The organism is Pseudomonas sp. G3-19 (genome assembly GCF_054855875.1).
Map to the genome: position 1 here is coordinate 5,269,462 of NZ_JBMPIQ010000003.1, position 13,323 is coordinate 5,282,784.

Annotated in this window: 9 protein-coding genes and 1 pseudogene; 6 read left to right on the forward strand and 4 right to left on the reverse strand. The window is 58.8% G+C overall.

The features are described from left to right. Positions 1-482 precede the first annotated feature (482 nt). Entirely contained in the window at positions 483-3,965 is a 3,483-nt protein-coding gene (locus ACOYXI_RS23975; RefSeq protein ID WP_461675369.1) for a dermonecrotic toxin domain-containing protein, read from the forward strand. Positions 3,966-3,996: 31 nt separating this feature from the next. On the opposite strand, the gene ACOYXI_RS23980 is transcribed toward ACOYXI_RS23975, so the two are convergent. Then, positions 3,997-4,782, reverse strand: coding sequence for an IclR family transcriptional regulator (locus ACOYXI_RS23980; protein ID WP_097090409.1), 786 nt, complete (start codon positions 4,780-4,782; stop codon positions 3,997-3,999). A gap of 165 nt (positions 4,783-4,947) precedes the next feature. Between ACOYXI_RS23980 and hmgA the strand changes: the two genes are divergently transcribed. The 4 genes from hmgA (at position 4,948) to ACOYXI_RS24000 (ending at position 9,739) form a co-directional block, all read left to right on the forward strand. Next, positions 4,948-6,252 carry a homogentisate 1,2-dioxygenase gene (gene hmgA / locus ACOYXI_RS23985; protein WP_461675370.1) on the forward strand — a complete coding sequence of 435 codons (1,305 nt, stop codon included), beginning with the start codon at positions 4,948-4,950 and terminating at the stop codon, positions 6,250-6,252. A gap of 3 nt (positions 6,253-6,255) precedes the next feature. Continuing rightward, positions 6,256-7,560, forward strand: a complete 1,305-nt coding sequence (fahA, locus tag ACOYXI_RS23990) for a fumarylacetoacetase (protein ID WP_134785459.1) — start codon at positions 6,256-6,258, stop codon at positions 7,558-7,560. Between the two features lie 12 nt (positions 7,561-7,572). Beyond that, positions 7,573-8,208, forward strand: coding sequence for a maleylacetoacetate isomerase (gene maiA, locus ACOYXI_RS23995; RefSeq protein ID WP_098967252.1), 636 nt, complete (start codon positions 7,573-7,575; stop codon positions 8,206-8,208). 160 nt (positions 8,209-8,368) lie between these two features. Next, positions 8,369-9,739: an MFS transporter gene (locus ACOYXI_RS24000; RefSeq protein ID WP_096795383.1), complete on the forward strand. Its 1,371-nt coding sequence runs from the start codon at positions 8,369-8,371 to the stop codon at positions 9,737-9,739. A 183-nt stretch (positions 9,740-9,922) separates the two neighbouring features. Here the strand turns inward: ACOYXI_RS24000 and ACOYXI_RS24005 are convergent, their stop codons facing one another. Next, positions 9,923-10,726 (reverse strand): SirB1 family protein, encoded by an 804-nt coding sequence (locus ACOYXI_RS24005; protein ID WP_461675371.1) that lies wholly within the window; start codon positions 10,724-10,726, stop codon positions 9,923-9,925. 172 nt (positions 10,727-10,898) lie between these two features. Here ACOYXI_RS24005 and ACOYXI_RS24010 point away from each other — a divergent pair, with 172 nt between their 5' ends. Beyond that, positions 10,899-11,918, forward strand: coding sequence for a Glu/Leu/Phe/Val dehydrogenase family protein (locus ACOYXI_RS24010; RefSeq protein WP_047597781.1), 1,020 nt, complete (start codon positions 10,899-10,901; stop codon positions 11,916-11,918). Positions 11,919-12,096: 178 nt separating this feature from the next. On the opposite strand, the pseudogene ACOYXI_RS24015 reads toward ACOYXI_RS24010, so the two are convergent. Next, positions 12,097-12,351, reverse strand: a pseudogene (locus ACOYXI_RS24015) (YebG family protein); the annotation flags it as partial. 189 nt (positions 12,352-12,540) lie between these two features. Beyond that, entirely contained in the window at positions 12,541-13,311 is a 771-nt protein-coding gene (locus ACOYXI_RS24020; RefSeq protein WP_225137569.1) for an SDR family NAD(P)-dependent oxidoreductase, read from the reverse strand. Between the last annotated feature and the right edge of the window lie 12 nt (positions 13,312-13,323).

A 13,323-nucleotide genomic window follows, 5' to 3' on the forward strand; every position in this document is an offset into this window, starting at 1 on the left:
GTGAACACCGGGGCGATCAATCGAAGCATCGACTCATCTGAAATCGGTCAGCGCTGGCGCGAGTTGCTCAGCAGCCAAGGCTTGGTGCTTTGCGGCGTCTGCCTGAAAGCCCGCTCAGAATAAGCACTTGAACCCGAAGGAAAAATAGCGATTCCGGACATGCACTGTTACGGGGCGTGCAACAGTCTTGATCGCGCCACAGGATCCTGCACGGACTGCGCAAAGTGTTCGCGCCCGGAAATATATCGCTTCGCTGTCTATTCTGGATGGTTGAGTTAGTTACTTTGTATAAAGTTTTGTGCGGATTATTTGTTTGTGAATTTGTCATTTTTTACAGGTGGTTTTTTTGTTTCAGTTAATACCTTGTAATCTATATTTGTTGAAATGAACTGGCGCTTCTTGTTTGTTAAAAATAAAACTATCTTTCGCTATCGCAGTGATGCGGGGTTGCGTTCACTGAACTTGAAAGATAGGACTTGAATATGGATAAGTTATACAAAAGCTTGATGCGAGGTTCTGAAGGTGCAGAAGTAACCTGGAGGGCTGAGTGGGTAAAGGCCGCTGCCGCGCAGAATGATTTGTTCGCTATTGTTGAGGCGATCCCGACAGTTCGGCAAATTGCTCGGCAGGCATTGCAGCAAGAATTGCAGCAGCGGCAGAAGAATATCGATATTGATAATGTTTATATCAATATCACCGATCAGTCTAATGAGATTGAACGTCGTCCTTCGGGGAAACTCTCTGAGGTATTGCTTCATTGTCTTGATAATAATGTGCTGCCGAGCTATCTGGCTGGCGGCGGGGACGGTGTCTTTCACCTGCCCGATACCGTTGGCGAACAGATGAGAGTCAAAGGCTTCAGTATTATCGAGGCTGAGGAGGCTATTACTTATACGCTGCGAAATCTGGAAAGCAGCCTGCGTTCGGAGATGACCAAGTATTGGGCGGCTCCCGTAAAAGTCGCAACAACTGAAAAGACCGGGCTGACAAATAAACAGGCCTTGCAGCAGGCTTATAACGTTGTGCTGACAGCGGAGCTTTCTTTAAAAGCCATGGCGGGATTTCTGGATCACGGCATGGCGACGCGCTATTGCTATTTGTTGAACCTGGAAAACGGCGCCGGCGCTTATAACGTTGTGGTGAGTCCTGAATCCGACTCTCGCACTTCGCTTATTCCGGGGTTTGTCCTCGATAATGCGATGCGGGCGGATCCGCAAATGAAACTGCTCAATGAGCCCACCGGTTATGTCATTCACACGCCAGGCAACGGCTTTGAATACTTCGCCAGGAATCTCGAGGTGCATGCAACGCTGCTGGCGCGTGTATCGGCGTCCGGTAGCAAAATCGCTTTCCCTAAAGCCACGCAAAGTGTGTCCGCTCATTGTGTCGACGCTTACTTGAAGGGACAACTTGAGACGCTTGCAAGTCTGATGCGCGATCGCAAGGGCCAGACTCGAGCGTTCAGCCGGGTATTGCAGGACAATCAGATGTTGTCGGTGATGCGTGCTGACATCGGTCGTCGATTCGATCAAGTGCAGGCAGAACTCAAGCGGACCGAATGGCCACTCTGGCTGAAGAACGGTGGTAACACTCTTCAGCAGCGTTACGTCGAGCTTGAGCACTCGATGGAGAAATATCACTCTGACTACCAGGTGGTTTTCGACAGGTGTTTCTCGTTTAAAGATTATGTCTTGCGTTGTTTTTCCGAGTGGGCGATGAGCGCGTTGGGTGAGCAACTGGAAGCCGAGACGATAAAGGTGCGCAGCGTCCACAAGATGCAACTGGGGGGCCGCACCCTAGAGCAGGTCGATAACCGGACCCTGACGGAATTCATCATCTTCGGTCTGCATGACGAGGGGTATAAAGCCGAAATCAGCCTCACCGGGATGCCGCCCGGCAGCAAGCTGTCCGCTGCTGCACTTGAGCAATGGTTGAACAACATCAACGTGCGCTCGCAGTTTGTATCCAGTCTTCCGGCTGATCCATCGCCGGAGTTTGCACAGGCGTATCGCGACCACTTGCACAGCAACATCGAGTTCGCGCTTTTCGTTGCGCGCCATTCGGGCGTCTTCAGTGAAACCGAAGCGAAGGTAATCGAAAGGGCGCTGGCAGGTGACTCGTCGGTGTCTATCCGCGGATTGAAACTGAGCCTGCAGATCCCGGGGCCCGCCTTGAAAGGTGTGATGGTTTTTCAGGCACCGGAGACTCGGAACTATCTTGTTTATCTGATAACACCTGCAGGCAAGTCTGTTTTCATGACGTTTGCGGATGCATTCGCTCTGAACAAATGGTTTGAATCGGCCATGACCGCTGATCGTCAATACGCGGCGTCATTGATTCATCCGGACTATTTGCACGATGCCGGATCGTTGCGCGGTGCCAGCCGTCACTCCACCCATTATCTATATAAGCTGGATACCCAATACCCGGACCTTTTCCCCAATGGCACAGCGCCGTTGCTCAATGACGTCAAAGTCGCTTATCAGTCTGAACTGGCGTTACACAAGACCATTGCGCCTGCGCCTTACCGCTACCTCGGGATTGAGCCGCGCAAACGTTACGCTCGATTGAATACCGAACTGAAAGCGCTCTCCACCGTAGAGGCAAGGGACAATGCGTTCCCTTCTTTCGAACGCTTTACCCATGATGCGGTAAAGCAGAACCTTGAAAGCCTGTTGCGTTCGCGAGGACGAAATGTCGAGATCAGTCCGGATCAGATTATTGTCCAGACTGACGATTTTCAGAAAAGCGTAACGGATCTGCTCATCGAAGGGCTGTCGTTTGAAGCTGCCAATCCGGCATATCCGAGCAAGTATGACCCGAGGTATTTTTTGACGGGTGGCCATCCGGCAGTCGATCAGCTGGATATTCGCGATCTGTCCTCGTTATCGAAAACATTCCGTCCTGGCGACAGGTATACGGAAATGCTCAATACCGACTATCTGGACGGGAAGCATCCTGGCTATGCATTCAAGCGCGCCGTTCACGCAAAAAAAATTCGCTGTCAGATGCATTACGATCTGCTCTCCAACTACATCGATGGCAGGTTTGGGTCTGACATTTTTTTAGCGCTACAACGGGTTGTCGGGAATTTGAAAGAGGATGTCTATCACTACCCGATCAATGATTCGTCCGCAGAAGGTGATGAAGGTCTTTACGAATTCAATATCGGGAAAACAGGCTTGACCAAGTCGAGGGATCGTACGGTTGCGGGTGTCTACATCCTGCGGATGAACATTCTCGGCCAGTTCCACGACTGGTTATATACGCCCGATGCGCCGGATGGCGTTGCCTATCGACCCATCAACGATTTCATTCCATCGATTCGTTTCCAATATGGACCGATGCGCGATTACTACTTTGACCGGGTTGCAATCGTCGATCAAAAAGTAATCAATGATTATTTTGACGATCTTGCCGCAAGCGGGAAACCCCTGCCTCCGGTCAAGACGCAAGAACGCGCCAAGTTGAACAACCTCTTCACGTTCCATGATCGGAGAGTGCGTCGCGCATTGAGCGATATCGATGAGCGAACCACCAGTCTGAAGGAGGTTATCGCGGGACTGGTTTACGATGGCCTGATCAAAGTGGTGAATGTCATCAGTCTCGCCGTGCCGCCTATTGGCTCCGTGGCCGTTGCGGTGCAGATGATGAAAAGTGTCTACGACGGAGCACAGGCGCAACGGCGCGGTGACTACTCGGCGGCACTGGGATACGGCGCGGACGCGTTGATCGGACTATTTACGCTCGGCCAGGCGGCCACAGCCGGTGCGAGCGCAGAGGTGATCAAGCAGGTGACCAACGTTCAACGATCGTTTCTCGGTCTGGTCGATGATGCACGGTCGGCGGCGCAATTCGTCGCCGAGGCGGCGGGTCATAAAGCGGCAGATCAACAGTTGATCGATTTCTTCACTGAATTGATGAAGGATCGGGCAACCAGCATCAGCCAGACCATCGTGCGCTGATCCCCGGGCTGGCGCCTGGAGATCGCCTGACTCAACCGGCTTGCTCATACCCCATTCGCCAGCTCACGGCCCGCGACGCCGCCAGTAACCGCTGCGCCGCCGGGCCGTCTTCATCAGCGTGGAACAGTGAAGTCGGGCCGACGATGGTCAGCACTGCCGCTATCTGCCCGACTGCGTTGAACACCGGGGCTGACAACGCGTCCACACCTGGCATCAACAAGCCGTGCACATGATGCAGACCGCGTTCGCGGATCTGCTCGCACAAACCGCTGTAGGCATTTTGATCGGCCAGTGGATGGCCGGCGACGGCGATTTCCTGCGCGCGCAACTCATCGGTTTCCCGATGCGGCAGAAAGGCACTGAACACCAGCCCGGTGGACGAGCTGAGTAACGGCAACACCGAACCCAGTTGCGTCACCACCGTCACCGCGCGCACCGCCGGTTCGATGTGCACCACGGTCGCGCCCTGATTGCCCCACACCGCCAGAAAGCAGGTTTCATTCAATTCATCGCGCAACTCGGACAGGGGCAGGGCGGCGACTTTCAGCACGTCCATACTGTTCAGGGCTGCCAAGCCTACACGCAACGCTTCACGGCCGAGGCCGTAGTGGTTGGTGGCGGCATTCTGCTCGGCAAAACCGCTGGCGATCAGTGCCTGAAGATAACGGTGCACCTTGCTCGCGGGCATCTGCACATGTTCGGCCAGACGCGACAGTGAGGTAGAGGGCGACAACTCGGCCAACGCCTTGAGGATGTCGGTGCCGACCTCGGCGGAGCGGACTTTCTGTTTGCCGTTGCTGTCGCTGGTTTTTTCCATGGTGCGGCCGGGATCCGAAAACGAATGGGCGTCTTTATAGCTTGACGCTGGATAGCGAGCAAATTACGTTATGCGTAATCGAATTACGATAATAACAACCCCGGCGTGCGCAAAGCTCTGAGCCAGAGCGATGGGCCACTGCCGACTCCCTGTTCAGGAGGCTCCATGAACCTCGATTCAAACGCGTCGGAGCTGACGTACCAGTCCGGTTTCGGCAACGAATTCAGCAGTGAAGCGTTGCCCGGCGCCTTGCCCATCGGCCAGAACTCCCCGCAAAAAGCCCCGTACGGCCTCTATACCGAATTGCTCTCCGGCACTGCGTTTACCATGACCCGCAGTGAAGCCCGGCGTACCTGGATGTACCGGATTCAGCCGTCGGCCAATCACCCGGCGTTCGTCAAACTGGAGCGGCAACTGGCCGGCGGCCCGTTGGGTGAAGTGACGCCCAATCGCCTGCGCTGGAATCCTCTGGATATCCCGGCCGAGCCGACCGATTTCATCGACGGTCTGGTCGGCATGGTGGCCAATTCGGCGGCGGAAAAACCAGCCGGCATCAGCATCTATAACTATTGCGCGAATCGCTCGATGGAGCGGGTGTTCTACAACGCCGACGGCGAACTGCTGCTGGTGCCGCAACTGGGGCGGCTGCGAATTGTCACTGAACTCGGCGTGCTCGAAGTCGCGCCGCTGGAAATTGCTGTGCTGCCGCGTGGCCTGAAATTCCGCGTCGAGCTGCTTGATCCGCAGGCGCGCGGTTACGTTGCCGAGAACCACGGCGCGCCGCTGCGCCTGCCGGATCTGGGGCCGATCGGCAGCAACGGTCTGGCCAATCCGCGGGACTTCCTCGCCCCGGTCGCCGCCTACGAAAACCTGCAGCAGCCGACGACGCTGGTGCAGAAATTCCTCGGCCAGTTGTGGGGCACCGAGCTCGATCATTCGCCGCTGAACGTGGTCGCCTGGCACGGCAACAACGTGCCGTACAAATATGATCTGCGCCGTTTCAACACCATCGGCACCGTGAGCTTCGATCACCCGGATCCGTCGATCTTCACCGTGCTGACCTCGCCGACCAGCGTGCACGGTCTGGCCAACCTCGACTTCGTGATCTTCCCGCCACGCTGGATGGTCGCCGAGAACACCTTCCGTCCGCCGTGGTTCCATCGCAACCTGATGAACGAATTCATGGGCCTGATCCAGGGCGAATACGACGCCAAGGCAGAAGGCTTCGTGCCCGGCGGTGCCTCGTTGCACAGCTGCATGAGCGCCCACGGCCCGGATGGCGAAACCTGCACCAAAGCGATCAACGCGGAACTCAAACCGGCGAAGATCGACAACACCATGGCCTTCATGTTCGAGACCAGTCAGGTACTGCGCCCAAGCCGCTTCGCCCTCGACTGCCCGCAACTGCAATCCACTTACGACGCCTGCTGGGCCACGCTGCCCGCCACGTTCGACCCGACCCGGAGATAACCCATGACTCAGACTTCCATCACCCGCAGCTGGGTTGCTTCGGCCAATGGCCACGCGGATTTCCCGCTGCAGAACCTGCCGCTGGGCGTGTTCAGCACTGGCGGCTCGGCGCCGCGCGCGGGCGTGGCGATCGGTGAACATATTTTCGATCTGCAGGTGGCGCTTGAAGCCGGCCTGTTCGACGGCCCGGCACGCAGCGCGGTCGAAGCCATGCACGGCGGTCTGCTGAACGCCTTCTTCGACCTCGGTCGTGAAGCCCGCGTAGCCTTGCGCAGCCGCTTGCTGGAATTGTTCGGCGAGGGCAGCACTCATCGCGGCGCCATCGAAGCCCAAGGCGCAAAACTGCTGCCACTGGCTGCCGATTGTCAAATGCACCTGCCGGCGCGCATCAGCGATTACACCGACTTCTACGTGGGCATCGAGCACGCGCAGAACGTCGGCAAACTGTTCCGTCCGGACAACCCGCTGCTGCCCAACTACAAGCACGTGCCGATCGGTTATCACGGTCGCGCCTCCACCGTGCGCGCTTCTGGTACCGACGTGCGCCGCCCGAAAGGCCAGACCCTGCCGGCCGGTGCGAGCGAGCCGACCTTCGGCCCGTGCGCACGACTGGACTACGAGCTGGAACTGGGCATCTGGATCGGTCAGGGCAACGACATGGGCGAGCCGATTGCCATTGGTGACGCCGCCGAACACATCGCCGGTTTCTGTCTGCTCAACGACTGGTCGGCCCGCGATATCCAGGCCTGGGAATACCAGCCGCTCGGCCCGTTCCTCTCCAAGAGTTTTATCACCAGTGTTTCGCCATGGGTGGTGACCGCCGAAGCGCTGGAGCCATTCCGCATGGCGCAACCTGCGCGCCCGGAAGGTGATCCGCAGCCGCTGCCATACCTGTTCGACAAACGTGATCAAGATGGCGGCGCCTTCGACATCGAGCTGGAAGTGCTGCTGCTCACCGAAGCCATGCGCGAACAGAATCTGCCAGCCCATCGCCTGACCCTGAGCAACACTCGCTACATGTACTGGACCGTCGCACAAATGGTCGCGCACCACAGCGTCAACGGCTGCCAGTTGCAGGCCGGTGACCTGTTCGGTTCGGGGACTTTGTCCGGCCCGCAAAGCGGTCAGTTCGGCAGCCTGCTGGAAATCACCGAGGGCGGTAAAAAGCCGATCGAACTGGCCTCCGGCGAAGTGCGCAAATTCCTCGAAGACGGCGACGAAATCATTCTGCGTGCGCGCTGCGCCCGTGACGGTTTTGCCTCGATCGGCTTCGGCGAATGCCGCGGCAAAGTGCTGGCGGCGCGCTGACAGGAGCGGATCATGGATCTCTACACCTATTACCGCTCGACCTCGTCTTATCGGGTGCGTATCGCGTTGGCGCTGAAAGGGCTCGACTACACCGCGTTGCCGGTCAATCTGATCGCGCCGTCGGGAGGTGAGCATCGCCAGCCGGCGTATCTGGCGATCAATCCGCAGGGCCGGGTGCCGGCCCTGCGCACCGATGACGGCGAGCTGCTGATTCAGTCGCCGGCGATCATCGAGTACCTGGAAGAGCGTTATCCACAGCTGCCATTGCTGCCCGAAGACCTCGCTGCCCGTGCTCATGTGCGCGGTGTGGCGGCGGTGATCGGCTGCGATGTGCATCCGCTGCATAACGTCAGCGTGCTCAATCGCCTGCGCCAGTTGGGCCACGAAGAGCCGCAGGTGGTGGAGTGGATCGCGCACTGGATCAGTCAGGGGCTGGCGGCCGTCGAGCAATTGATCGGTGACAGCGGTTTCTGTTTCGGCGAGTGGCCGTGTGTGGCGGATGTTTATCTGATTCCGCAGTTGTATGCGGCCGAGCGCTTCGGTGTTTCGCTGCAGGCTTATCCGCGGATTTGTCGGGTGGCGGCGTTGGCGGCTGAGCATTCGGCGTTCATCAAGGCGCATCCGGCCAATCAGCCGGATACCCCTTAAAGCTTCACCTTGCCCCAATGTGGGAGCGGGCTTGCTCGCGAAAGCGGAGTGTCAGGTACCGGGATGCTGACTGATACACCGCTTTCGCGAGCAAGCCCCTCCCACAGGGGAGATTCGGCGCCCGCCAAAAAAATCATAAAAACAAAACAGGTACCTTGCGATGCATAACCAGATTGCCAGCTTTCGCGCGGCACTCGACGCCCGTCCTGTGTCCCGCTATCAGTGGTTATTGCTGATCCTGCTCGCCTTGCTGCTGGTCACCGACGGCTATGACGCCCAGGTGCTCGGTTACGTGGTGCCGGCCCTGGCTCAGGACTGGGGGCTGGAGAAAGCCGCGTTCGGGCCGGTTTTCAGCGCCAACCTGTTGGGCCTCACGCTCGGCTCGCTCGCGGTGACGCCGCTGGCCGATCGCTTCGGCGTGCGGCGAATCCTGCTCGCCTGCGTGCTGATCTACGCCAGCCTGACGGTGTTGATGGTGTTCGCCGATTCTCTGAACACCTTGATGATCGCGCGCTTCATCTGCGGCATCGGCATGGGCGGTGCGATGCCCAGTGCCATGGCCTTGATGTCGGAATATTCACCGCCGCGTCTGCGCACCTTGATGGTGACACTGGCCGCTTGTGGGTTTTCGTTTGGCGGTGCGGCGGGTGGTTTTGTCGCCGCTGGCTTCATCGACCGCTTTGGCTGGCAAGCGGTGTTCCTTGCCGGTGGTGTCACGCCGTTGCTGCTGTTCCCGTTCCTGTGGTGGATGCTGCCAGAATCGCTGCCGCGTCTGCTGCGCGATGCACCGCCCTATGCGCGTCTGCGCAAAGTCACCGCGCGAATGCTGCCGGACTGGCAACCGCCGGCCGCGACCGTCGAACAGAACGAGCGCGAGCAGGGCAGCAAGCTGACCGTGGTCGAGCTGTTCCGCAACGGTTATGCGCGCCCGACCCTGCTGATCTGGGCGACGTTTTTTGTCAGCCTGATTCTGCTGTATTTCATGATCAGCTGGCTGCCGACGCTGTTGCTGGAAAGCGGTCTGAAACTCAATGAAGCGAATCTGGTGACCTCGATGTTCCTGTTCGCCGGTACCTTGGGCGCGGTGTGCATGGCCTGGTTCGCCGACCGTTTGAAACGCAAGGTGCGGCTGCTCTGCGCGGTGCTGACAGGGGCGGCGCTGTGCACAATTCTGCTGGGCTTGAACCACGACAACCCGCGCTATCTGGTGGCCTGCGTGTTTGCCGCCGGTTTCTGCATCATCGGTGGGCAACTGACGCTGAACGCCTTCGCCAGCAACTTCTACCCGGCGCATGTACGCGCCACGGGCACTGGCTGGGCGTTGGGGGTCGGGCGCTTCGGTTCGATCCTCGGGCCGCTGTTCGGCAGTATGCTGCTGGCGATGCACATTCCGGTGACGCAGATTTTCTTCTTCTGCGCGATACCGGCGGTTATTGCGGCGCTGCTGATCATCCAGGTGCGTTCGCCTTCAGATATCCCGCAATCCAATGTGGGAGCGAGCTTGCTCGCGAAGAACGATAACGCGGTCTGACAGGAAAATCGGTGGCGCCTGCTTCGCGGGCAAGCCACGCTCCCACAAGGGATCGTTGTGATGCAGAAGAATGGGTTCACGCTGAACCCTGTGGGAGCGGGCTTGCTCGCGAAGGCGATTCACGCTTCGATGCATTCATCGCTGACACCACGCTTTGCGAGCAAGCTCGCTCCCACACAGGGATTAGTGGACGACTGAATTCGGCGGCAGGTGCCCAAGCCGCTCAGTCAGGCGCAGGCGCTGGATCGGATCATCACTGAGCAGCAGCGCATGCTCCAGATCGAAGCGCTCCGCGTTCGGGCAATCGAGCCGTTGATACAGGCTGGCGCGAGCCAGATAGTCGGCGGCGCTGGCACCGCCCAGTTCCAGCACGCGTTCGGCATCGATCAGCGCGGCAATGTAATCCTCATGCGCCAGATGCAACTGCCGCAGGTTGCGTGACAGGCGCTGGAGCATCTGCTCTGGGCTGGCGGTGGCCAGATGGTCAGCGTTGAGTTTGAGGTGCGCGCCGTACTGACGTTGCAACAACTCGCAACAGTCATTGGGGTACAGCCGCCGACCGCCGCAGGGATCCAGCAGGTGATCAGCACCGGGTACCCGCAGCAGGAAATGCCCGGGGAAGTTCACCCCGACCAGCGGAATCTCCAGACCACGGGCCAGTTCCAGAGCAATCAGGGACAGGGTCAGCGGCTGGCCGCGGCGGGTCTGCAACACTTTGTGCAACAACGCGACCTGTGGGCGTAGCGGCAGAAAATCGTCCTGAGAGAAGCCCAGATCATTCAACCGCCGCAGCAACGGTTGCGCCAGTTCGCTGACTGGCAGCATCGGCAAGCCGTAGCTGACGCGCTGTTGCAGCTCCTTGAAGTCCTGTTGCAGCGCTTCGACATCGAGGCCTTTTTCGTGCTCGGCAGCCATCCACAGCGCCGCTTCGAACAGCGCGGGCGGTGAACGGTGCAGACACTCGAAAAAGCGTTGGCGCGGACTCATCGAAATCTCCGGGGAATGCCTCGTTTTAGCCCCGTCCGCGCCATTCGTCCAGTACCGGCCAGGTTATGCCGCAAAGTCGCCGTCGAAGCGGGCGCTTATTCCGGTGCGCTTCAGCAATTTTTGGGCGCAAGCCTATACTGGCGTCTACCAGAAGTGATTCGGGAGCCTGCCGATGTTCGCTCTCATGCAAAGCACTCGCCTGGAATCGCTGCACCTCAGCGTTGACCCGGTCACCGGGTTGAAGGCGGTCATTGCCATTCATAACAGTCGCCTCGGGCCTGCCCTGGGCGGTTGCCGTTATCTTGCCTATCCCAACGACGAATCCGCAGTCGAGGACGCCATTCGCCTGGCCCAGGGCATGAGCTACAAGGCGGCACTGGCCGGGCTCGATCAGGGCGGCGGGGTGGCGGTGATTGTGCGCCCGGCGCATGTGGAAAACCGCGCTGCGTTGTTCGAAGCGTTTGGCCGCTGCATCGAGCAGCTCGACGGTCGCTACATCACCGCCATCGACAGCGGCACTTCGGTAGCGGACATGGATTGCATCGCCCAGCAGACCCAGCACGTCACCAGCACCACCTCGGCCGGCGACCCGGCGCCGCATGCGGCGATGGGCGTGTTCACAGGGATTCGCGCCACCGCCATGGCGCGGCTGGGCAGCGACAATCTTGAAGGCTTGCGCGTGGCGATTCAGGGCTTGGGCAACGTCGGTTATGCACTGGCCGAGCAGCTACACGCGGCAGGCGCCGAATTGCTGGTCAGCGACATCGACCACGGCAAGGTGCAACTGGCGATGGAACAGCTCAACGCGCATCCGATCGCCAACGACGCCTTGCTCAGCACACCCTGCGACATCCTTGCGCCGTGCGGTCTCGGCGGGGTGCTCAACAGTCACACGGTGACGCAATTGCGCTGCTCGGCGGTGGCCGGTTCGGCGAACAATCAACTGACGCATCTGGACGTGGCCGATCAACTGGAGCGGCGCGGGATTCTGTATGCGCCGGATTATGTGATCAACGCGGGCGGGTTGATTTATGTCTCGCTCAAGCATCGCGGCGAAGAGCTGGGGACAATTACTGCGCACCTGTCGAAGATCAGTTCGCGGCTGACCGAAGTGTTTGCCCATGCGCAGGCCGAGAAGCGTTCGCCAGCGCGGGTAGCGGATGAGTTGGCAGAGAAAGTCCTATATCGCTGAAAAGCAAAAGATCGCAGCCTGCGCCAGCTCCTACATATGGAATGCGTATTCCCTGTAGGAGCTGCCGCAGGCTGCGATCTTTTCGATTCAAACGTGGTTACTTGGCAGCTTTCGCCGCTTTAACCGGCTTCACTGGAGCTTCTTCCGGCTCAGCCGCTGCGTCTTTTTCGACTACTTCTGCCGGTGCATTGATCAGCTCCGACAGCGCATCAGGCTGGCTCTTGAAGGCCTTGGCGAACACATCGCGGTTCTTCGCCATGTAGATCCCGACTTCTTCAACCTGTTGCTCGTTCAGCGACGGCACGGCTTTTTGCAACACTTCGGACAGCATCTCGGCCAGTTCGAGCATTTTGTCATGACGGTCAGCTTCGGCTTTATCCATGAACAAGCGCTCCAGATCTCGGCTGCTGCGGTATACCACTTCGACGGCCATTCACCACCTCACATGCCTTCACATTTAGTTGTCTTAGCGACTACTGTATTTATATACAGCGAAAGGATAAGCGAATCCCTGCGCTTTGGGTAGTGGCTTTTCAATGTAGACCGGATTCGGGGTTTTTCCTGATTCACGCGCCTCAAACCAAACGACCCGCACACGGCGGGTCGTTTGGTTTATTTGGTTTCAGAACTTACCGCTGGCGTAACCGCCATCGATGGGCATGATCACACCCGTGACGTAAGCAGATTGATCGCTGAGCAGCCAGAGCACCGCGTTGGCCACTTCGTCCGCCGTGCCGAAGCGCTTCATCGACGTCACGTTGATTTTACGCTGAGTGTTTTCCGGTGCGGCTTTCAGGCGTGCCTCGCTGTTCATGCCGCCGAGGATCGGCCCCGGGGCGACCGCATTGACGCGAATGCAGCCGCCGTCTTCCAGCCGCGCATTCTCGATCGACGCCACCTGGGTCATGCCGTTGATCGCCTGCTTGCTGGCGACATAGGCGACCTGGCCGCCAATCGGTACCACGCCGGCGCAGGACGAGGTATTGACGATGGCCCCGGTGCCGCGGGTGAGCATCAGTTGCAGTTCATGGCGCATGCAGTGGTAGGTGCCGTTGACGTTGATGTTCATCACCTTCATCCAGTCCTCCGGGCACGATTGCGCGAGCGCTCCGTATTTGGCAGTCACGCCGGCATTGTTGAACGCGCAATCGAGGCGGCCGTAGGCCGAACGAATGGTCGCGAACGCCTGCTCGACCTGCTCCGGATCACCGACATCGCAGGCGATAAAGCGGCAGTGTTCACCCAGCCGATCGGCCAGCGCCGCGCCTTTTTCCTCGTCCCGGCCGAACACGATCACATCGGCGCCAGCCTTGATCAGGCGTTCGCTGACGGTTTCGCCAATGCCACTGGTGCCGCCGGTGACCAGGCAGACTTTTCCCAGAAAATCGTACATATGTCGCATCTC